This is a genomic window from Rhizobium ecuadorense, assembly GCF_001187535.1.
GTDB lineage: Bacteria > Pseudomonadota > Alphaproteobacteria > Rhizobiales > Rhizobiaceae > Rhizobium > Rhizobium ecuadorense.
Genome location: NZ_LFIO01001747.1, coordinates 1 through 20748, shown reverse-complemented (window position 1 = coordinate 20748; position 20748 = coordinate 1). Strand labels below are relative to the sequence as shown.

Here is a 20748-nt window from a genome sequence, read left to right as displayed (position 1 = left end):
CGCGCCCGTCGCTTGCCGGGATGCCGGATCTTACTTCACCGCAGCCAGGCCGGGATCGTCCTGCTTCTCGAAGGTCTGGATCTCCTTATTGATGTAGGTCCCGTCATCGGCCTTGGCGACCTCGCGCAGATAGATGTTCTGCGTGATGTGGCGGCTTTCCGGGTCGATCGACACCGGGCCGCGCGGGCTGACCCAGGCAAGGCCCTTGACCGCATCGACAGCCTTCTCGGCATCCTGCTTGCCGCCCGTCGCCTCGATCATCTTGTAGATGACATACATGCCGTCATAGGCGCTGACTGAGGGGAAGGAGAGTTCGGCCTTGTTGCCGATCGCCTTGGAAGCCGCCTCGACGAAAGCCTTGTTCTCGGGAGAATCGTGCGAGACGGCATAGTGGAAGGTGGTCTGGATGCCGAGTGCGGCGTCACCCAGCGCCGGCAGATCGGATTCCTGGGTCAGATCTCCAGGCGCAAAGAACTTGATGCCGGCAGCCTTCAGGCCGTTCTCGTTATAGGCCTTGACGAAGCCCAGCGTCGTCGGGCCCGAGGGCAGGAAGGCGAAGACGCCCTCGGCGCCGGAATCCTTGATGCGCTGCATGATCGGGCTGAAATCGTTGGTGGCAAGCGGCATACGGATCGCTTCGACCACCTGGCCGCCGGCCTTCTCGAAGCCGGTCTTGAAGGCATTCTCGGCATCGATGCCTGGGCCGTAATCGCTGACGACCGAAATCACCTTCTTGACGCCGGCGTCGAAGGCGACCTTGGCGATCGGCGTCGAGGTCTGCCACGTGGTAAACGAGGTGCGCACGACCAGCGGGCTCTTGGTGACGATCGCCGAGGTGGCGGCGTTCATGACGACCATCGGCACATTGCCCTGCTTGAGGATCGGCGTCACCGCCATGGCATCGGGGGTGAAATAGAAGCCCGCGAGATACTGGACCTTTTCCTTGACGATCAGTTCCTGGGCCAGCGCCTTGGATTGAGCAGGATCGGCCTGCGGCACGTCGCGATAGACGATCTCGATCGTGTCGTTGCCGACCTTACTGCCGTTGACCGCCATATAGGCGTCGATGCCGGCCTTGAAGTTCTTGCCCTGGAGCGCGAACGGACCGGAGAACGGGCCGATGACTCCGACCTTGATGGTGTCGGCATAGGCGCTCGTGCCGATGGCGATTGCCGCAACGGCGGCCAGAAGCAGTTTCTTCATTTCTCTCTCCCTTGTTGGCGCATTCCAGCGCCGTATTTGCTAGCCGCAAAAATTGTGCGTTAGCTTGTCATGCGAAATGGTGATGTAAAATGAAATAAAAGCCGCAATCCATCACCATGCGATTATGATTATGTGTGGGAATATTGATTACCGGCTCTGCCGTCGCCTGGGCCGCACCAGCCTCGGATCTTCATGTCAGAATGGCAATCCCACATAGTTTTCCGCGAGCGCCGTGGAGGCAGCACGGGAATGGGTGAGATAATCGAGCTCCGCCTCCTGGATCTTCTGGTCGAAATCGCCGGTATCGGGAAAACGATGCATCATCGTCGTCATCCACCAGGAAAACCGCACCGCATTCCAGACACGGGCGAGCGCGGTCTGCGAATAGGCGTCAATGCCGTGATCCGAACCGTCGCGGTAATGCTCGACGAGCCCAGAGAACAGGTAATGGACGTCGCTTGCCGCAAGGTTCAGCCCCTTGGCGCCGGTCGGCGGCACGATATGGGCGGCGTCGCCGACCAGGAAGAGCCGGCCGAAGCGCATCGGCTCGGCGACGAAGGAGCGGAGGGGAGCGATCGATTTCTCGAAGGACGGCGCGGTTTTCAATGCTTCGGCGTGATGCGTCGGCAGTCGCCGTCTGAGTTCGTCCCAGAAGCGGTCGTCGCTCCAATTCTCGATCTTCTCGTCGAGCCCGCATTGGATATAGTAGCGGCTGCGCTTGGCCGAGCGCATCGAACAGAGCGCAAAGCCCCTCGGGTGGTTGGCATAGATCAGTTCATGGCTGACCGGCGCCACATCGGCAAGCAGGCCCAGCCAGCCGAAGGGATAGACCTTTTCGAAGCTTCGGATCGCCCGTTCGGGAACGGCCTTGCGGCTGGCGCCGTGAAAGCCGTCGCAGCCAGCGATGAAGTCGCAATCGATGCGCCCGGCAGCGCCGTCTTTCATATAGGTGACGAAGGGAGAGCGGCCGTCGAAGTCATGCGGCGTCACATCGACGGCATCGTAGATCGACAGGGCGCCGCTTGCTTCGCGCCGCTCCATCAGATCGCGTGTCACCTCGGTCTGGCCGTAGACGGTAACGCGCCGGCCGCCGGTCAGTTCATGCAGATCGATGCGATGGTCGCGGCCGTCGAAGGCGAGCGAGAAGCCGTCATGCGGCAGGCCTTCGGCATGCAGTCTCGCTGCGGCTTTGGCCTGATCGAGCAGTCCGACCGTGCCCTCTTCGAGAACACCGGCGCGGACCCGGCCGAGGATATAATCCTTGCCGACGCGATCGAGAATGACATTGTCGATGCCGGCTTCGGTCAGAAGCTGGCCGAGCAGCAAACCGGATGGTCCCGAACCGATGATGGCGACCTGGGTTCGCAAATGCTTCCTCCCTGACATTTTTGCGTTTTGTCAGATTCTGCCGCGCCGGCCGGATCGCCACAATGGACATTCCAGCCTAAAAATTGCACTAATCGAACATTGGCGTGGGAGAGAGCCGATGAGCAGACAGATACCGACCTACGAGCTCTACGGCGAAAACATCGGACGATCGCCGGAATTTTGGTTGCATTGCGAAACAATTCGCTCCCGCAGCAGCCTGCACCAATGGGAGATTCGCCTCCACCGCCACGAGAGTTTCTTTCAGATATTGTACATCGAAGCCGGTTCGGGCGATGCAATCTTCGGCGAGAAGAGCCATGCCATCCGGCCGCCGGCGGTGATTACGGTTCCGCCCGGGCTCAATCACGGCTTTCGTTTTTCACGCGATATCGACGGTCTCGTCATCTCCATATTGCGGTCCCATCTCAGCCATCCGCCCGGCGAACGGAGCCATCTCGGTGAATGGCTGGCGACGCCGCATCTGACGCCGCTCGATCCCGATAATGCCGAGGCTGCCCATGTGATGCAGACGTTGCGGCGGCTGGGCGATGAATTCGAAAACCGCCGCAGCGGCCGCAACGAGGTCTTGGCAGCCTACGTCGCCCTGGCGTTGCGGCTGACGGCGCGGATTTCCCATGATGGGAATGCCCGGGAGTTTTCGTCGAACGAAAACGAGCGACGGATGGAGATGCTGGGCGAGCTCATTCAGCAGCATTTTCGATCCCACAAGCCCGCATCCTTCTATGCCAGGGAACTCGGGGTTTCGCCCACGCATCTCACCCGGATCGTCCGGTCGATGACCGGCAGCACGCCGCACGAGTTGATCGCCGCCAAACTCGTTGAGGAGGCGAAGCGTCAGCTTGTCTTTACGCTGGGCAGCGTTCAGGAAATCGGATTCCGCCTCGGCTTTGCCGACCCCGCCTATTTCTCCCGATTCTTCCTGAAATATGCCGGCGAAACGCCGCGAGTCTGGCGCATGACGGAAAAGGCTCGACTCGACCGCGCATAGGGTCTTGGCATCCGGTGACGGGCGCATTCGCAGGCGTCAGTCACCGATGTGTCACGTCGCCGGCCATGTCCAGTCCTGCACCTCCGGCATGTCCTCGCCATGTTCGCGCACATAGTCGTGGTGTTCCGAAAGCTTGCCGCGGAAGGCGGCAAGCGCATCCGTCGCCTTTTCCTTCAGGCCCGGTACGCGCTCGATGGCTTCGATGGCAAGGTGGAAGCGGTCGAGTTCGTTAAGGACGGTCATGTCAAAAGGCGTCGTCGTCGTGCCCTCCTCGATGAAGCCGCGGACGTGGATGTTTTCGTGGTTGGTGCGCTTATAGGTCAGGCGGTGAATGAGATAGGGATAGCCGTGATAGGCGAAGATGACAGGCTTGTCTGACGTGAAGATCGCATCGAAGGCCTCGTCGGTCAGTCCGTGCGGATGGTGATCCTTGGATTGCAGCGCCAGCAGATCGACGACGTTGACGGTGCGGATCTTCAGCGCCGGCACGGCCTTGCGCAAGAGGTCGACGGCGGCAAGCGTCTCCATGGTCGGCACGTCGCCGGCGCAGGCCATGACGAGGTCGGGCGCGACGGCGTCTTCCTCGTCGCTTGCCCAGTGCCAGATGCCGATGCCGGCTTCGCAATGTTTCACCGCCTCGTCCATCGACAGCCATTGCGGCTCCGGCTGCTTGCCGGCGATGATGACGTTGACGCGGTCATAGGTGCGCAGGCAATGATCGCCGACCCAGAGCAGGGTGTTGGCATCCGGCGGCAGGTAGATGCGGACGATATCGGCCTTTTTGTTGGCGACGAGATCGACAAAACCGGGGTCCTGATGGCTGAAGCCGTTATGGTCCTGGCGCCAGACATGCGAGGTCAGCAGATAGTTCAGCGATGAGATCGGCTTTCGCCATTCGAGCTCGCGCGTCACCTTCAGCCATTTGGCGTGCTGGTTGAACATGGAATCGATGATGTGGATGAAGGCCTCATAGCAGGAGAAGAGACCGTGGCGGCCGGTCAGGAGGTAGCCTTCCAGCCAGCCCTGGCAGAGATGCTCGGAGAGCACTTCCATGACGCGCCCGTCGCGGGAGAGGTGGATATCATAGGGCTCGATATCCTCCATCCAGACACGGTCGGTGACCTCGAAGACGCTGCCGAGGCGGTTGGATTCCGTCTCGTCGGGGCCGAAGATCCGGAAGTTGGCGGCCTCCGCGTTGCGCTTCATCGTGTCGCGCAGGTAGCGGCCGAGGATCTCCGTCGACTTGACCATGGCGCTGCCGCGCTTGCCGATATTTACGGCATAGTCGCGTATATCGGGAGTATCGAGCTCGCTGCGCAGCAAGCCGCCATTGGCATGCGGATTGGCGCCCATGCGGCGTTTGCCGGCGGGCGCCAGCGCCCGCAGTTCGGGCTTCAGCCGGCCATCGGCGCCGAACAGATCTTCCGGATCATAGCCTCGCATCCAGTCTTCGAGGATCTTGCGATGGCCCTCATTCTCGCGGCAGTTGGAAACCGGCACCTGATGGGCGCGCCAGAAGCCTTCCACCTTCTTGCCGTCGACCTCCTTCGGGCCGGTCCAGCCCTTGGGGCTGCGCAGCACGATCATTGGCCAGCGTGGGCAGCCGTCCAGAGCTTTGCCGTTACGAGCCTGCCTCTGAATCTCGCGGATGCAGTCGAACACCTGATCCAGCGTCGCGGCCATCTGCTGATGCATATCGCCCGGTTCGTGGCCTTCGACGAAGAAAGGCTGGTAGCCGTAGCCTTCGAAGAGACGGCGCAGATCATCGCCATCGGTCCTGCCGAGAATGGTCGGGTTGGCGATCTTGTAGCCGTTCAGATGCAGGATCGGCAGCACGGCGCCGTCACGGGCGGGATTGAGGAATTTGTTGGAATGCCAGCTCGCGGCCAGCGGCCCGGTCTCGGCCTCGCCGTCGCCGACGACGCAGGCGACGATCAGATCGGGATTGTCGAAGGCAGCGCCATAGGCATGAACGAGGGCGTAACCGAGTTCGCCGCCCTCGTGGATGGACCCGGGTGTTTCGGGCGCCGCATGGCTCGGGATGCCGCCGGGGAAGGAGAATTGCCGGAAGAGTTTGCGCATGCCTTCGGCATCCTCGGAAATGTCGGGATAGATCTCGCTGTAGCTGCCTTCAAGATAGGTATTGGCGACCATGCCCGGGCCGCCGTGGCCGGGGCCGCATATATAGATGACGTCGAGGTCGCGGGCGCGGATCATGCGGTTCAGATGCGCATAGATGAAGTTGAGGCCGGGTGTCGTGCCCCAGTGGCCGAGCAGGCGGGGCTTGATATGCTCCGGTTTCAGCGGCTCGCGCAGCAGCGGATTGGCGAGCAGGTAGATCTGCCCGACCGAGAGATAGTTGGCGGCCCGCCAGTAGCGGTCGGTCAGGGTGAGTTCGGCGTCTGTCAAAGCGGCGGTCGAGATATGCGTTTCCATGGATTTCTCCCGTTCGAAAACCTGTTCAACGTCAATTCTACCGGCCGGCGCGGGGCCTGCCGTTGATCTGGATCAGCCAGTGCCGAGTATGGACAGCGCCTCATCGGCGATGACCTGCTCCTCGTCGGTGGCGATGACATGGGCAGCGATACGGCTTTCCCGCGTGCTGATCGTGAACGCATTGGCGAAATTGGCCTTTTCGTCGATCGCAAGGCCGAGCCAGGAGAGCCGCTTCGCCACGCCGGCGCGAATCTCCGGCTGATGCTCGCCGATGCCGGCGGTGAAGACGACGGCGTCAAGGCCGCCGAGCGTTGCCGCCATGCGGCCGGTTTCGCCGGCGATACGCAGCATGAAGAGGTCGATCGCCTGGCGCGCCTCCGGCCGGCCATCCCTCAACAGATCGCGGGTATCGGCGCTGATGCCGGAAACGCCGAGCAGGCCGGAGCGGTGATAGAGCAGGTCTTCGATTTCTTCGAAGGATTGGTTCCGCTGACCGGCCAGATGCAGAATGACGCCGAGATCGAGTGCGCCCGGGCGCGTCGCCATCGGGATGCCATCGAGCGTCGAAAAGCCCATGCTGCAATCGCGGCTGACGCCATGATCCAGCGCGCAGAGGCTGGCGCCGCTGCCGAGATGGGCGACCACCGCCTTTGCCGCATCCGGCGCCTTGCGGGTTAATTCGCCGGCGATGAATTTATAGGACAGGCCATGGAAACCATAACGCTTGATGCCCTCGTCGTGCAGCGCACGGGGGATGGCGAAGCGGCGAACGAGATCGTCCTGCGTGGCATGGAAGGCCGTGTCGAAGGAGGCCGTCTGGGCAAGATGCGGCTTCAGATGCCTGAGCGCACGGATGAAGCGCAGCGCCTGCGGTTGATGCAGGGGTGCCAGCGGCGTCAGTGCATCGACGGCATCGATTGCGGCGTCGTCGAGGGCGATCGCCCTGGTGAAACGGTCGCCGCCATGGACGACGCGGTGGCCGGCGGCGCGGGTGGCGGCCATGTCGAAATGATCGCCGAGACGCGCGAAGGTCTCATCGATGATGTCGTGCAGGTCTTCCGTCACCTCGGCCTTCAACGGCATGTCGAATGTCAGCGATCCCTTGATCAGGCCGAGCGAGAGCGGTTCGGCACGGAAATCGATAACACCTTTGCCGAGGCGCCGCGCCCTATCGCCATCCATCGCGAAGATACCGATCTTGATCGTGGAGGAGCCGGCGTTGAAGGTCAGGAGCAGATCGGTCGATGACATGTCTTCAGAGACTCCGCACAGTCGGTATTTTGGCCGAACTTAGTGCGGGGGCTGCGGACGGAAAGGCGTTTATCCGCCGTTCACGTGCTTTGCCGATGCGCAGCCTATCGTCATCTTCGGCTGGGATCGAGTACAGCTTTCATCGATGTCCCGGGGCTGGGAGGTGCAATTGGCGCTGGCGGCTTCGATTGCATTCCTGCTCTTCATCATCGACGCCGGCTTTTTAAGCTGTATCGTCAGGCCGTTGAGGCCAGGCTGGCATTGCGATCGCTGATGAAGATGCCCGCCTCGGCGGCGGGCATCGCCTTGCCGAAAAGATAGCCCTGGCCGATGTCGCAGCCGAGCTGCAGCAGGAAGGCGAGCTGGCCGTGCTCCTCGACGCCCTCCGCGGTCGTCTTGATGTTGAGGCTCCTGCCGAGTCCGAGCATGGCGCGGATGATCTTTTCCTGGCGTTCGTCGCCGCGATAGGTGGCGACGAAGCTTTTGTCGATCTTGATCTTGTCGAAACGATAGCGGGCGAGCTGTGCCAGGCTCGAATAACCCGTGCCGAAATCGTCAAGCGCGATCTGGATGCCGGCCGCGTGGAGTTCATCAAGGATGACGGCGGCGACGGCGGGATCCTGGATCAGCGCGTTTTCGGTGATCTCCACCTCCAGGCGCTGCGGCGGCAGCCGGCTTGCCGAAAGGACCTTGAGAATGCGCGACGTCAGCAGCCTGTCTTCCATCTGCACCGGCGAGACGTTGAAGGACAGCATTACATGCTCAGGCCAGGTGAGTGCGTCGCTGCAGGCCTGGGCGAGAAGATCCTCGAACAAGGCGGTGATCATCCCGTTTTCCTCGGCGATATCGATGAAAACAGGCGGCGGAATATTGACACCGTCTTCGCCGATCCAGCGCGCCAAGGCCTCGAAGCCGCAGAGCTGACCGGTCTTCAGGTCGATCAGCGGCTGATAGAAGGGTTTGATCGCCTTGTTGGCGATTGCGGCGCGCAGCCTGGTTTCTAGCGCAGCGCGTTCCGTGACTTTGTCCTGCATGGCCGGTTCGAAAGCGAAATAATGGTTGGGGCCGCGTGATTTTGCCTCGTACATGGCGAGGTCGGCACGATGCGCGGCATCTTCCAGCGGTTCGGCTCCTTCGGTCCAGCGGTCGTAGCCGACGCTGGCGCCGACTTCGACGGCAAAACCGTCGATATGGATCGGCCGGGTGACAGCCTGGATTAGCAGTCTGGCAAAACGCTCCTCGCGCTGTGCCGTCAGGGCAAAGGCGACGATGATGAATTCGTCGCCGCCGAAGCGGTAAACGCAATCGGCGTTGCCGAGCGCGCAGATTCGCCTGGCAACCTCGATCAGCAGAATGTCGCCGCCCTTGTGGCCGACGAGATCGTTGACTTTCTTGAAGCCGTCGAGATCGACGGAGAAGAGCGTGACGTTGCGATCCCATTCCTCGATTTGGTCCTCGTCGTCCTTGATCGGCCATGAGAGGATCTTGCGTTCGAAGGCGTAGCGGTTCGGCAGCTTGGTTAGATGGTCGTGGGTGGCCGTCCAATCGGCCTTCGCCTGGGCGGCGGCGCGCAGTTCCGTTTCCTTGCGCAGGTCGGCGATGCGCAGCACCGAATAGATGAAGCTCATGGCGCCGGCGATGCCGAGCGCCAGAACGAGTTTGTCGGCGCCATATTCGCCGAAACCGGTCATGAAATAGACAAGGCTGTCGTCGAGCTGCAACAGCGCGCCGAGGAGCCAGAGAGTTATCCCAAGCCCGACGATCGACACGCATTGCCTTCCGGCCCTGCTCTGGAAAAACACCGGCATGTGGCCTTCTCCATCTCCACCCTATGCCGAACTATCACGAAAGTCTGAAATGTTCGTTGAAACCAGAAGGCGAATTATTGGAGGCCGCAGCCTGTTGCTGCACCGTCGAGAGACGGACGCGCTTCTCGTGAAGCGGGGACGGGAAAGCACGAAGGCGAGCGTGCTGTCGCATGCTCGCCCTTTCTCGTGCTTCAGGCGGTGACGATCAGCAGCGGGACGCTGACGACGAGACCGATCAGAAGTGTGATTGTGGCGAAACGCATCAGGCGCAGGCGCCGCGTACGCTCGCCACTCCAATCATATGTCATGTCTTCCATCTCCTTGGGACAAGGAAGTAGTCCCGGTGAAGCCGGGTTCAACAGAGATGACGCAATTTGCTTGTGTAAAGCTGGATAAGATGAGGGATCGCTAATGCGCGTCGCATTAAACGGGATTCATGCGACGCGCCTTAGGTTTTTGTTTTATGCATGTCGTTATCCCGGAACCGCGGCACACTTCCGGGCGACATGCATTAATGCTGAAAACGCAGCGACCAGCGCCGTCCGTTGCTGGTCATGCGAACGATACCAAGCGGCTCGATGTCGACGAGCCAGAAAGAGGATGGCGGCGCCCGAAGCACATGGGCAACCGCTGCCCGGATGACGGCGGCGTGGCTGATGGCGATCACATGGCCGCCGAGGGCGGATTCATTGTCCATCCAGCCGGCGACGCGTATGCCAAGATCAACAAGGCTCTCGCCCCCGTGCGGGACCGCTTCCGGATCGCTCATCCAGGCCATGAGGTCCTCCGGCTCCTCGGCCTCTATCGCCGCGATCGACTTGCCGGCCCAGCGGCCATGATCGCAGTCGCCAAGGACAGGGTCCGTCCGGGCTTGAAGGCCGAGCGCGTCGGCAGTCTGGCGGGCGCGCAAAGCCGGGCTGGTGACAATACGATCGGCACGGGGCAGGGCGGCCATCCTGGCCGCGTCTTCTGCGGCCTTGTCTTCCAGCGGTTCGTCGAGCGGGAACAGGGCCTTGCGGCTCGCCGCCGTCGCGCCGTGGCAGATCCAGGTAAGGCGCGTATTCACGGTCGTTCCGATCTCCGGATAGCGGTGGGAACAGCCCGTCGCCGCTTCATGAAGTTTCGTTGACAGGCTCTTCGGCCTGCAGATATAACCGTGCTGTTGCGGGTTTGGAAGCCGGTGTAAATCCGGCACGGTCGCGCCGCTGTGACCAGCGTGTCGAAGGTTCTTCGCGCTGGAAGTCAGACCCTGCCGCATAAGCACTCTTTCGACTGAACGCGTCATTCCCGGAGGAATACATGTCTGACACCACTTTTGCGCCTGTTGCGGCACCGGCGCCGATCCCCGTAGCAGAGATCCTGCCATGGGCGATCTTCGGCGGCCTGCTGATGCTCATCGCCATCTATTTCGTCGGCACCGAGGAAGGCGCGATGGCGCTGTTCAACGGCATGTACGTGCATGAATTCGTGCATGACGCCCGCCACCTCCTCGGCTTCCCCTGCCACTAGGGGAGTTCCCGACATGGTTGGAAACCTCCTGCTACGCGGCATGCTCGCGGGCCTGATTGCTGGCTTCCTCGTCTTCGCCTTCGCCCATACTTTCGGCGAGCCGCTGGTCGATTCGGCGATCGCCTTCGAGGAGGCGAGCGCCCAGGCGGCCGGCGAAGCCGCCGAACCTGAAATCGTCAGCCGCGCCATGCAGGCCGGTCCGGGCCTTTTCACCGGCGTCATGGCCCATAGCATTGCCGTCGGCGGGCTTTTCGCGCTCGCCTTCGCTTTCGTGCACGGCCGCGTCGGCAGCCTTTCGGCGCGCGGCACCTCGGCGGTCATCGCCATTTTCGCCTTCGTGGCGATCGTTCTCGTTCCCGCTATCAAATATCCGGCCAACCCGCCGGCGGTCGGCAATGCCGATACAATCGGCGTCAGGACCGAGCTGTTCTTCCTGATGATCGTCGTCTCCCTCGCCGCCCTGATCGCCGCGGTGGCGCTGTCGCGCCGTCTTTCCGAGCGTTTCGGCCTCTGGAACGGCGCCATCATCGCCGGCATCGCCTATCTCGTCTTTATCGGCCTCGTGCTTTATCTGCTGCCGCCGATCAACGAAGTGCCGGAGAACTTCTCGGCGATGGTGCTTTGGCGTTTCCGCACGACAACGCTCGCCATGCATGCGATCCTCTGGGCAACGCTCGGTCTTGGCTTCGGAGCGCTGGCGGAAAAGCGGCTTGCCGTGAAGGGCGGGCAACCGGTCCGGCAGGTAAAGGCCTTCCACTGAACACATCGAGGGGCGCCGTTTTGCCGGCGCCTTTAGATTTTCGGGCAACGATGAAAAGCTGCAGCACCATATCGCTCCTGTCGACGGCCTTTGCCGCCGCCGCTTTCTTTTGCATGCCTGTTGAAAACGCCCTTGCTCATAGCCGCAGCGGCGGCGCCAGCCATGCCGGTCTCGAGATCCCAGAAATTTCGCATGGCGAGATGGCGGTGATTTCGGACTATCGCGGCCGAATTATCGGTCTGGCGTCCCGTGCAGTCGATACGAACGAGCCATTCCGGCGCGTTCTGAACTACGCCGAAATCCAGTATTCCTATTGTCTCTGGGGACGGATGCCGGGCAGCGTGAGCGACGAGCAGAGCCCGTTCAACGAATGCGCCCATGCCTATCTTGCGGCGACCAAGGCGGTATTGCTTTCGATGCGTGAGATGCCGCGGGAGGCCGTTGCGGCTGGTGAAATCATTTCCGCGGTCGATGACGACATGGTGCGGCGCAGCCTGGCGCTCATCACCTGCCGGTTCAGCGGCGAGGCCTTCAACACCGCCGATGTCGTCAAGCCACGCTGGAGTAAAGTGCCGTTTCATGCCGCCAGCATGGCGTCGCTGACGGGGTTCGCCGCTCTGTTCGCCCTTGTGGTGTTTGCGCTGGGTCGCTTTCTGCGGCCGAAGGCTCAATCGTCGGAATAGCGCTGCTCGCGCCACGGATCGCCATACATATGGTAGCCGTTCTTTTCCCAGAAGCCGGCCTCGTCACCCGACATCAGTTCGATGCGGCGCAGCCATTTGGCGCTTTTCCAGAAATAAAGATGCGGCACGACGAGGCGCATCGGGCCGCCGTGATCCGGCGTCAGCGGCAGGCCTTCCCATGATGTCACAAGGATCGCGTCCTCGGCGGCGAAATCGGCAAGTGGAAGGTTGGTCGTATAGCCGTCATAACTCGTCAGCATGATATAACCGGCGTCCGGCTTCGGCATGGCGAGATCGAGCAGATCGCGCGTGGAAACACCCCGCCATTTGTTATCGTAGCGCGACCAGGTGGTCACGCAGTGGATATCGCTGACCTTGGTACTCTGCTCGATCGCCTGGAAGTCGGCCCAGTTGAGTGTGAGCGTCGTTTCGACGAGGCCGCGCACTTCAAGACGCCAGCTATCGGTGGAGATGACGGGCTGCTGGCCGAGATCGAGCACCGGCCAGTTTTTGACGAGATGCTGGCCGGGCGGCAGGCGCTCGGCTTCGGGGCGGCTGATGCGGCCGGTCAGAAACTTGCCCTCTGCCGCCCAGCGACGCTTGGAGCTGGTGAGCTTGCTGTCGGCGGGCGTCTTGTCGTTGCTCATGATGGGGTTCCCTACGATACCGCAATAGGGCATTCGCGTCTCCGGGTGTCAAGTTTCGGCGGGCCCTTGGAAATCCGTGTCGGCGTCATTAAACTTGAGCCGTCGGGTATGCCTCGCTGGGGAGTGGAGGCGGAAAGGGGAGGAGCCGGATCTGTCGAGATATCGTGCGATAGCGGCGTTCCTGGTGGTGCCGTTGATCATCTTCGCCTTCTTCACCTATGGAAGCGCGATTGCGACACGCGCCTATATGGGAGAGGCCTCGGCGCAGGCGGGGACAGCGCTGCGCCTTGCCGTCTCGGCGCTCAGCGGTCACCTCAACCGCTACGAGGCGCTGCCGGCGCTGATCGCCGATCATGACGACATCAAGGAACTGGTGAGCGCCCCTGAAAATGCGGCACTGCGCGATGCGGCCAATCTCTATCTCAAGCAGATTAACGGGCTGCTGAAATCCTCCGACATTTATGTGGTCAAGCCGGATGGAGAGACGATCGCGGCCAGCAATTACGACGGACCTGGAAGCTTCGTCGGGCAGAATTTCAGCTACCGGCCCTATTTCCAAGACGCGATCGAAGGCCGGCAGGCGCGGTTCTATGCGCTAGGCACCACCTCGCTGAAGCGCGGCTATTATTTCGCCGCGCCGATCCGGACCGGCACGGATATTCGCGGCGTCATCGTCTTCAAGGTCGATATCGACATGATCGAATCCTCCTGGGGCGGCGGCGAATACAAGATTTTCGTCTCCGATCCTGAGGGCATCATCTTCATGTCCGGCAGCCCGGAATGGCTCTACGGCGCGATCCTGCCGCTGACGGCCGATCGCATCGCACGCACGGAAGCCTCGCGGCGTTATGCCAATGCCAGACTGACGGCGCTGCCGGTCACACGCCAGCGCTTCGAGCCGCACGAGTTGATGACGCTCGCCGGCGAGCGCGGATCGAGCGAATATCTGGTTCTCTCGCACTACATGCCGGCCGAGGACTGGACGGTGAACGTGCTGATGGAAACGAGTTCCATCCGCGCCCAGGCGCGCACGGCGCTTGCGGCTGTTTTTCTTATCCTTTGCATTGCCGGGCTTGCGGTCGCGGTTCTGCGCCAGCGGCGGGCGCGGCTTGCCGAACGCATGCAACTGCAGACGGAGGCTCGCAACGAACTGGAGCAGCGCGTCGAGGAGCGCACGGCCGATCTTGCCCGCGTCAACAGCCGCATCGAGGAGGAGATATCGGAACGGCGTCTGACCGAGCAACAGCTCCGTCAGACACAGGCCGATCTTATCCAGGCCGGGAAGCTCGCCGGCCTCGGGCAGATGTCGGCTGCGCTTTCGCACGAGTTCAACCAGCCGCTCGCCGCCGCCAAGACCTATACGGACAGCGCCTCCGTTCTCATCGATCGCGGCCGGACCGAGGAGGCGCGGGACAATATAAGGCGTATCGGCGGGCTGATCGACCGCATGGCCGCGATCAGCCGGCATCTGCGCAACTTCGCCCGCAAACCGAACGAGAAACTCGGCTCGGTGTCTCTCGACGAGGCGATGCATGACACGCTCGAGATCATCGCCTGGCGGCTGAAGGCGGCCGATGCCGAGCTCCGGCTTGATCTGGGCAGCCGGCCGCCGGTGGTGCGTGCCGGTTCGGTGCGCCTGCAGCAGGTGCTGGTGAATGTGATTTCCAACGCGGCCGATGCCGTGGAAGGGCTTGATGACAGACGCATCGACGTTTCGGCCTTCGAGGAGACCGGCAAGGTGGTGCTGACTGTGCGGGACCACGGGCCAGGCGTGCCGGCGGCGATCGCGGAACGCATCTTCGATCCCTTCTTCACGACGAAGGGCGTCGGCAAGGGGCTCGGTCTCGGGCTGTCGATCTCCTACAATATCATCAAGGATTTCGGCGGCAGCCTTTCCGCGGCCAATCATCCGGAAGGGGGCGCGGTGTTCCGTATCGAACTGCAATCGGCGGCAGGGCTGATGCCGGAGGCCGCGGAATGAACGATGCGAAGATCCTGCTGGTCGACGACGAGGAGGAGTTGCGCCGCTCGACGGCGCAGGCGCTGGAGCTTTCCGGCTTCAGCGTCGAAACCTTTTCGAATGGCGATCATGTGCTGGAATTGATCGGCTACAGTTTTCCCGGCGTCGTCGTCAGCGATATCCGCATGCCCGGCATGGACGGCATGACGCTGATGCAGAAGATCCGTGAACTCGACCCGGAGGTGCCGGTCATTCTCGTCACCGGTCACGGCGACGTTCAGCTTGCGGTGAAGGCGATGCGTGAAGGCGCCTATGATTTCATCGAGAAGCCGTTCACGCCGGAGATGCTTGCCGGTGTCATCCGCCGGGCGATGGAGCGGCGCGGCCTCGTGCTCGAAAACCGGCTGCTGAAGGCAGTCGCCGGCAAGCGCGACGATATCGAGGCGCGGCTGCCGGGGCGCACGCAGGTGATGGTGGATCTGCGCTACCGTATCCGGGCGATCGGGGCGAGCGATGCCGACACGCTGATTGTCGGGGAAACCGGCGCCGGCAAGGAAGTGGTGGCCCGCGCGCTGCACGATATCAGCGCCCGGGCGAGCCGGCCGTTCATTGCAATCAATTGCGCGGCGCTGCCGGCAAACCTGATCGAGAGCGAGCTCTTCGGCCATGAAGTCGGCGCCTTTCCCGGCGCGGTGAGACCGCGTTACGGAAAGTTCGAGCATGGGCGAGGCGGCACCATCCTGCTCGACGAAATCGGCTCCATGCCCTTCGACCTGCAGGCGAAGTTCCTGCGGGTGCTGCAGGAGCGGATGATTTCCCGATTGGGATCGAATGAGACGGTGGCGCTTGACGTGCGCTTTATTGCCACAAGCAAGGTGGACCTGGAGGCGGAGGTGGCGGCGGGGCGCTTCCGCGCCGACCTGTTCTACCGGCTGAACGTTGCGACGCTGCATGTGCCGTCGCTGGCGCAGCGCCGGGCGGACGTTCCGCTGCTCTTTCTGCAGCTGGTGCGGGAAGCAGCCGCCCGCTACGGCCGCGACGAGGTGACCGTGCCGCCCGAGGTGATCTCCGACATCGCCCAGCGTGACTGGCCGGGCAATGTGCGTGAATTGAGGAATGCCGCCGACCGTCTGGTTCTCGGACTCGACGATGGCGGCCCACAGGCCGGGGAGGCAACCGGGCTTGCGGAGCGCGTCGCCGAATTCGAACGGGGCGTCATTGCCAGTGCGCTGGTGGCGCATGGCGGCAGCCTCAAGCCGGTCTATGAGACACTCGGCATCTCCCGGAAGACCCTCTACGAAAAGATGCAGAAATACGGCCTCGACAAGCGGATGCTGACCACCGAAGGCTAATTCTCGGCGCCGCCCCATGTTCGCGGTGGGTGGAAATCCACCCATCGCACAAGCCGTTTGTTTCCAAATCGACCCATGCTGCATCGCACTGTCGCAAAATCGTGTCTCGAAAGTGGCTGTAATGATTGCGGGCCGGTTTTTCCCGGCGGCAAATAGGTCATGCCCGGCGCGGAGGATGTGTCGGCGGGCTTGCTTGTTTCATCAGGGAGGAAACGATGAAAATTCTGAAGGCCATGCTCGGCCTGACCGCGGCTGCCGCAGTCTCTCTTCTCGCCGGCGTCGCTTCGGCGCAGACCTATCCCGAACGCACCATCACCATGGTCGTGCCCTTTGCGGCCGGCGGCCCGACAGACACAGTCGCGCGCCTCGTCGCCGAATCCATGTCGAAGGATCTCGGTCAGCAGATCGTCGTCGAAAATGTCGGCGGCGCCGGCGGTACGCTCGGCGCCGGCCGCGTGGCGAGCGCCGATCCCGACGGTTACACGATCCTGCTGCACCATATCGGCATGGCGACCAGCGCCACGCTCTACCGCAAGCTCGCCTATGACACGCTCGGCGCCTTCGATTATGTCGGCCTCGTCACCGAGGTGCCGATGACGATCGTCGCACGCAAGGATATGGAGCCGGCCGACCTCAAGGGGCTGATCGACTATATCAAGGCCAACAAGGACAAGGTGACGGTCGCCAATGCCGGCATCGGTGCGGCTTCGCATCTCTGCGGCATGATGTTCATGAGCGCCATCCAGACGCCGCTGACCACCGTTCCCTACAAGGGCACCGGCCCTGCCATGACCGACCTGCTCGGCGGCCAGGTCGACGTCATGTGCGACCAGACGACCAACACGACCAAGCAGATCCAGGGTGGCACGATCAAGGCCTATGCGGTGACTTCGCCGAAGCGCCTCGACGTGATGAAGGACATTCCGACGGCAGTCGAAGCCGGCCTGCCGGGCTTCGAAGTCGGGATCTGGCACGGCATCTACACGCCGAAGGGCACGCCGGCCGCGATCAACGAACGCCTGTCGAAGTCGCTGCAGGTCGCACTGAAGGATCCGAATGTCGGCGCCCGCTTCGCCGAACTCGGCACAGCGCCTTCCTCCGACGCCGATGCGACACCGGCTGCGCTGAAGGCCAAGCTCGAAGGCGAGATCGCCCGCTGGAAGCCGGTGATCGAGGCTGCCGGCGAATATGCCGACTGAGACTTGTCCTCGTCCAGGACATGCCGGATGAGCCCCTCACCCTAACCCGCGCGCGGGGAGAGGGACTTGCCCCGCGCAACAGCGGCATGGATGAGAGGCCAGCGGCATATCCCCTTCTCCCCGCTTGCGGGGAGAAGGTGCCGGCAGGCGGATGAGGGGCAATCGCCGCAGCAACGGCATCACGTGAACCATCTCCAACTCCAGGAGACACCATGAAATCCATCAGTTTCGATACCACCAATGCGATCTGCGGCGGGCTTTTCGTCGCGACCGGCGCTTTCTTCGCCATCCAGTCGCTGGGGCTCGACCTCGGCACGGCAGTGCGCATGGGGCCGGGTTATTTTCCGCTGGTGCTGGCCGGCGTGCTCGTGCTGCTCGGCGCGATCATCTTCATCCAGGCGCTGCGCGTCGAGGGGGAGCCGATCGGTCTCTTCGCCTGGCGCGGCATGTTCTTTATCCTGCCGGCGCCCGTCTTTTTCGGGCTGACGGTGCGCGGGCTGGGATTTGCGCCGGCGCTGTTCTTCACCGCGTTCATCGCCTGCTTCGCATCGCAAAAGATGAACGTGTTCTTCGCGATCATTCTTTCGCTGCTGCTGACAGTCTTTTCGGTGGCGGTCTTCAGCTATGGGCTCGGCCTGCCGTTCGAGCGCTTCGGCCCCTGGGTCCGGTTCTAGGAGTCGATGATGGATCTTTTCAGCAATCTCGCGCTCGGTTTTGCGACGGCCGGCACACCGGAAAACCTGCTCTTCTGCCTGATCGGAGTGCTGCTCGGCACGCTGATCGGCGTGCTGCCCGGCATCGGCGCCACGGCGACGATCGCCATGCTTTTGCCGATCACCTTCCAGCTCGAACCGGTCTCTTCGCTGATCATGCTGGCCGGCATCTATTACGGCGCGCAATACGGTGGTTCGACGACGGCGATCCTCATCAACATGCCGGGCGAATCCTCCTCCGCCGTCACCGCAATCGACGGTTACCAGATGGCGCGCAAGGGCAGGGCGGGGGCAGCGCTTGCGATCGCCGCCCTCGGTTCGTTCTTCGCCGGAACGGTTTCGACCTTCCTCGTTGCGATTTTCGCGCCGCCGCTCACCGCCATCGCGCTGCAATTCGGCTCGGCGGAATATTTCTCGCTGATGATCGTCGGCCTCGTCTCGTCGATCGCTTTGGCGCACGGCTCCGTCGTCAAGGCCTTGGCGATGGTGGCGCTCGGGCTGCTGCTCGGTCTGGTCGGCACCGATATCTACACCGGCACGCCGCGCTTCACACTCGGCATTCGGGAATATGCCGATGGGCTGAATTTCGTGGCGCTCGCCGTCGGTGTCTTCGGCGTGGCGGAAATCCTGCGCAACCTCGAGGGCGAGTCGACCCGCACGGTGCTGATGGCCAAGGTCTCCGGCCTCTTGCCCTCGCGCCAGGAATTCAAGGAGATGATCGCGCCCATCTTTCGCGGCACGGCGATCGGTTCGGCGCTCGGCATTCTGCCCGGCGGCGGCGCGATCCTCGCCTCCTTCGCCTCCTATACGGTGGAGAAGCGCATGTCGAAGACGCCGGAGGAATTCGGCAAGGGTGCCGTCGCCGGTGTGGCGGGCCCGGAATCGGCCAACAATGCCGGGGCGCAGACCTCGTTCATTCCGCTGCTGACGCTCGGTATTCCGGCCAACCCCGTCATGGCGCTGATGATCGGCGCGATGATCATCCAGGGGATCGTGCCGGGACCGAATGTCGCCACCGAGCAGCCGGCGCTGTTCTGGGGCATCATCGCCTCGATGTGGATCGGCAACCTGATGCTCGTCATCCTCAACCTGCCGCTGATCGGGCTCTGGGTGAAACTCTTGACCGTGCCCTATTACGTGCTCTTCCCGGTCATCATGGCCTTCTGCTCGATCGGGGTCTATAGCGTCAACGCCAACGTCTACGACCTCTATGCCGTCGCCTTCTTTGGGCTCATCGGCTACGTGCTGGCAAAGCTTCGCTGCGAGCCGGCGCCGCTCCTGCTCGGCTTCGTGCTCGGGCCGCTGCTCGAGGAGAACCTGCGGCGGGCGATGATCCTGTCGCGCGGGGATCCGACGACCTTCGTCACACGTCCGATCAGCGCCACGCTTCTGGCCATCGCGCTCGCCGTGCTCATTGTCGTCTTCCTGCCGAGCGTGAAGAAGAAGCGCGAAGAGGTATTCGTCGAGGAGACTTGATGGTTGAACTTGCGACCTGTTTGATGAACAAAGGATGATCTGACGCGGGCGCCAGCTAGGCGCCCGTTTCGCTTGACAGGATATCCAGGCCTATGAGCATTGCCCGATGAGCATCCCCGCCCGGATCAAGGACGACCTGCCGTTTCTCACATCCTTGCGCCGCGACCTGCACGCCCATCCCGAACTTGGTTTCGAGGAGGAGCGCACCGGGAGCATCGTCGCGAGGCTTCTCGATGAGGCCGGCATCACGGTGCATCGCGGCCTCGGAGGTACCGGCGTGGTCGGCACGCTGCAGGTCGGCAACGGTACGCGCAGGATCGGTCTTAGGGCAGATATGGATGCGCTCGCCATGCCTGAAATGGCGGAGCGCCCCTATAAATCGACTGTGCCGGGAAAGATGCATGCCTGCGGCCATGACGGCCATACGGCGATGCTGCTGGGTGCCGCGCGGCATCTGGCGGCGACGCGAGGTTTCTCCGGCACGGTGCATTTCGTCTTCCAGCCGGCTGAAGAGGGCCGCGGCGGCGCGAAGCGCATGGTGGAGGAGGGCCTCTTCCAACTCTTCCCCTGCGATGCCGTTTATGGCCTGCACAATATGCCGGGGCTTGCGGTCGACGAGATTGCCGTGGTCGAAGGGCCGCAGCTTGCTTCCTCCGACAGCTGGCGCATCACTTTTCGCGGCATCGGCACCCATGGCGCAAAACCGCATCTTGGCCGTGATCCGATCACGGCCGCCGGCACCTTCCTGTCGTCGCTGCAGACGATCGTCGGACGGGTGGTCGATCCGCTGCAACCGGCCGTCGTCAGTGCCTGTTTCCTGCAGGCGGGTGATTCCAAGGCCTTGAACGTCATTCCCGATATCGTGGAGATCGGCGGGACGGCGCGGGCCTATTCGCCCGATGTGCGCGATCAGCTGGAGAGCGAGATCGGTCGGTTGGCCAGCGGAACGGCTGCCATGTACGGCATATCCGTCGACTACCATTTCGAACGGCGGATTCCGCCTGTCGTCAATGATGCGGACGCTACCGCCCGGGCGCTCGTCGCCGCCGACGTGGTTTTCGGTGGGAAGGTGCGGACGAGTTTTCCGCCGTCGACAGCAGGAGATGACTTCGCCTTCTTCGCGCAGAATGCCCCGGGCTGTTATGTCTGGCTCGGCAACGGGCCGGTAGTGGATGGGGCACTGCATCACAATACGGCTTATGATTTCAACGACGAGGCGCTTGGATATGGTGCGGCTTATTGGGTGGCGTTGGTGGAGCGGGAGTTGAAGGTTTAGCTAGATGTGGAGCCTCAACAGGTTGTCCTCGATCAGGCCGAGTCTGCTGATAGGCGGTTTGGATTGTAGGCTGCCATGCGGCCGATGCCAATTGTAAC

General features: G+C 62.5%; 17 protein-coding genes and 1 riboswitch. Of the genes, 10 read left to right on the top strand and 7 right to left on the bottom strand.

From position 1 onward, the window contains the following. Window positions 1–30 precede the first annotated feature (30 nt). Window positions 31–1203 carry an ABC transporter substrate-binding protein gene (locus tag AF337_RS35140; RefSeq protein ID WP_049735702.1) on the bottom strand — a complete coding sequence of 391 codons (1173 nt, stop codon included), beginning with the start codon at window positions 1201–1203 and terminating at the stop codon, window positions 31–33. A gap of 195 nt (window positions 1204–1398) precedes the next feature. Next, entirely contained in the window at window positions 1399–2571 is a 1173-nt protein-coding gene (gene pobA / locus AF337_RS35135; protein WP_049735701.1) for a 4-hydroxybenzoate 3-monooxygenase, read from the bottom strand. A 118-nt stretch (window positions 2572–2689) separates the two neighbouring features. On the opposite strand from pobA, the gene AF337_RS35130 reads away from it, so the two are divergent. Then, entirely contained in the window at window positions 2690–3580 is an 891-nt protein-coding gene (locus AF337_RS35130) for a helix-turn-helix domain-containing protein (RefSeq protein WP_049735700.1), read from the top strand. 51 nt (window positions 3581–3631) lie between these two features. Here the strand turns inward: AF337_RS35130 and AF337_RS35125 are convergent, their stop codons facing one another. The 4 genes from AF337_RS35125 to AF337_RS35110 all read right to left on the bottom strand — a co-directional run bounded on the left by AF337_RS35125 (window position 3632) and on the right by AF337_RS35110 (window position 10141). Further along, window positions 3632–6016 (bottom strand): phosphoketolase family protein, encoded by a 2385-nt coding sequence (locus AF337_RS35125; protein WP_049735699.1) that lies wholly within the window; start codon window positions 6014–6016, stop codon window positions 3632–3634. Window positions 6017–6088: 72 nt separating this feature from the next. Next, complete coding sequence (locus tag AF337_RS35120; RefSeq protein WP_049735698.1) at window positions 6089–7267, bottom strand: acetate/propionate family kinase; 1179 nt, start codon at window positions 7265–7267, stop codon at window positions 6089–6091. Between the two features lie 236 nt (window positions 7268–7503). Beyond that, a complete protein-coding gene (locus tag AF337_RS35115) occupies window positions 7504–9075 on the bottom strand; it encodes a putative bifunctional diguanylate cyclase/phosphodiesterase (RefSeq protein WP_049735697.1) in 1572 nt (523 codons plus the stop codon). Window positions 9076–9586: 511 nt separating this feature from the next. Beyond that, the gene (locus tag AF337_RS35110) at window positions 9587–10141 is read right to left on the bottom strand and encodes a histidine phosphatase family protein (protein WP_049735716.1); all 555 of its coding nucleotides are present in this window, start codon (window positions 10139–10141) and stop codon (window positions 9587–9589) included. 77 nt (window positions 10142–10218) lie between these two features. Next, window positions 10219–10361: riboswitch (adenosylcobalamin (AdoCbl) riboswitch) on the top strand. A gap of 13 nt (window positions 10362–10374) precedes the next feature. Between AF337_RS35110 and AF337_RS35105 the strand changes: the two genes are divergently transcribed. Genes AF337_RS35105 through AF337_RS35095 form a run of 3 tightly spaced genes read left to right on the top strand, consistent with a single transcriptional unit; the run spans window position 10375 to window position 12027 of the window. After that, window positions 10375–10584 (top strand): CbtB domain-containing protein, encoded by a 210-nt coding sequence (locus AF337_RS35105; protein WP_049735696.1) that lies wholly within the window; start codon window positions 10375–10377, stop codon window positions 10582–10584. A gap of 13 nt (window positions 10585–10597) precedes the next feature. Continuing rightward, window positions 10598–11344, top strand: a complete 747-nt coding sequence (locus AF337_RS35100) for a CbtA family protein (protein ID WP_049735695.1) — start codon at window positions 10598–10600, stop codon at window positions 11342–11344. 50 nt (window positions 11345–11394) lie between these two features. Next, window positions 11395–12027 carry a hypothetical protein gene (locus AF337_RS35095; RefSeq protein ID WP_049735694.1) on the top strand — a complete coding sequence of 211 codons (633 nt, stop codon included), beginning with the start codon at window positions 11395–11397 and terminating at the stop codon, window positions 12025–12027. Here the strand turns inward: AF337_RS35095 and AF337_RS35090 are convergent. Further along, on the bottom strand, window positions 12012–12674 hold the full coding sequence (locus tag AF337_RS35090; RefSeq protein ID WP_049735693.1) for a sulfite oxidase-like oxidoreductase: 663 nt from the start codon (window positions 12672–12674) through the stop codon (window positions 12012–12014). The genes AF337_RS35095 and AF337_RS35090 overlap by 16 nt on opposite strands. Window positions 12675–12858: 184 nt before the next feature. Between AF337_RS35090 and AF337_RS35085 the strand changes: the two genes are divergently transcribed. The 6 genes from AF337_RS35085 to AF337_RS35060 all read left to right on the top strand — a co-directional run bounded on the left by AF337_RS35085 (window position 12859) and on the right by AF337_RS35060 (window position 20650). Then, window positions 12859–14655 carry a sensor histidine kinase gene (locus AF337_RS35085; RefSeq protein WP_342028468.1) on the top strand — a complete coding sequence of 599 codons (1797 nt, stop codon included), beginning with the start codon at window positions 12859–12861 and terminating at the stop codon, window positions 14653–14655. Beyond that, window positions 14652–15986 carry a sigma-54-dependent transcriptional regulator gene (locus tag AF337_RS35080; protein ID WP_049735692.1) on the top strand — a complete coding sequence of 445 codons (1335 nt, stop codon included), beginning with the start codon at window positions 14652–14654 and terminating at the stop codon, window positions 15984–15986. The genes AF337_RS35085 and AF337_RS35080 overlap by 4 nt, the downstream gene beginning before the upstream one ends. Window positions 15987–16201: 215 nt before the next feature. Further along, on the top strand, window positions 16202–17185 hold the full coding sequence (locus AF337_RS35075; RefSeq protein ID WP_049735691.1) for a tripartite tricarboxylate transporter substrate-binding protein: 984 nt from the start codon (window positions 16202–16204) through the stop codon (window positions 17183–17185). 212 nt (window positions 17186–17397) lie between these two features. Beyond that, window positions 17398–17859: a tripartite tricarboxylate transporter TctB family protein gene (locus tag AF337_RS35070; RefSeq protein WP_049735690.1), complete on the top strand. Its 462-nt coding sequence runs from the start codon at window positions 17398–17400 to the stop codon at window positions 17857–17859. Window positions 17860–17868: 9 nt separating this feature from the next. Continuing rightward, complete coding sequence (locus tag AF337_RS35065; RefSeq protein ID WP_049735689.1) at window positions 17869–19374, top strand: tripartite tricarboxylate transporter permease; 1506 nt, start codon at window positions 17869–17871, stop codon at window positions 19372–19374. 106 nt (window positions 19375–19480) lie between these two features. Next, complete coding sequence (locus AF337_RS35060) at window positions 19481–20650, top strand: M20 aminoacylase family protein (protein WP_049735688.1); 1170 nt, start codon at window positions 19481–19483, stop codon at window positions 20648–20650. Window positions 20651–20748: the final 98 nt, after the last annotated feature.

Bases quoted from the DNA above. Each gene is read 5' to 3' on its own strand.
- AF337_RS35140 (WP_049735702.1), bottom strand. From the start codon at position 1,203: ATGAAGAAACTGCTTCTGGCCGCCGTTGCGGCAATCGCCATCGGCACG.
- AF337_RS35130 (WP_049735700.1), top strand. From the start codon at position 2,690: ATGAGCAGACAGATACCGACCTACGAGCTCTACGGCGAAAACATCGGA.
- AF337_RS35125 (WP_049735699.1), bottom strand. From the start codon at position 6,016: ATGGAAACGCATATCTCGACCGCCGCTTTGACAGACGCCGAACTCACC.
- AF337_RS35120 (WP_049735698.1), bottom strand. From the start codon at position 7,267: ATGTCATCGACCGATCTGCTCCTGACCTTCAACGCCGGCTCCTCCACG.
- AF337_RS35115 (WP_049735697.1), bottom strand. From the start codon at position 9,075: ATGCCGGTGTTTTTCCAGAGCAGGGCCGGAAGGCAATGCGTGTCGATC.
- AF337_RS35105 (WP_049735696.1), top strand. From the start codon at position 10,375: ATGTCTGACACCACTTTTGCGCCTGTTGCGGCACCGGCGCCGATCCCC.
- AF337_RS35100 (WP_049735695.1), top strand. From the start codon at position 10,598: ATGGTTGGAAACCTCCTGCTACGCGGCATGCTCGCGGGCCTGATTGCT.
- AF337_RS35095 (WP_049735694.1), top strand. From the start codon at position 11,395: ATGAAAAGCTGCAGCACCATATCGCTCCTGTCGACGGCCTTTGCCGCC.
- AF337_RS35090 (WP_049735693.1), bottom strand. From the start codon at position 12,674: ATGAGCAACGACAAGACGCCCGCCGACAGCAAGCTCACCAGCTCCAAG.
- AF337_RS35080 (WP_049735692.1), top strand. From the start codon at position 14,652: ATGAACGATGCGAAGATCCTGCTGGTCGACGACGAGGAGGAGTTGCGC.
- AF337_RS35075 (WP_049735691.1), top strand. From the start codon at position 16,202: ATGAAAATTCTGAAGGCCATGCTCGGCCTGACCGCGGCTGCCGCAGTC.
- AF337_RS35070 (WP_049735690.1), top strand. From the start codon at position 17,398: ATGAAATCCATCAGTTTCGATACCACCAATGCGATCTGCGGCGGGCTT.
- AF337_RS35065 (WP_049735689.1), top strand. From the start codon at position 17,869: ATGGATCTTTTCAGCAATCTCGCGCTCGGTTTTGCGACGGCCGGCACA.
- AF337_RS35060 (WP_049735688.1), top strand. From the start codon at position 19,481: ATGAGCATCCCCGCCCGGATCAAGGACGACCTGCCGTTTCTCACATCC.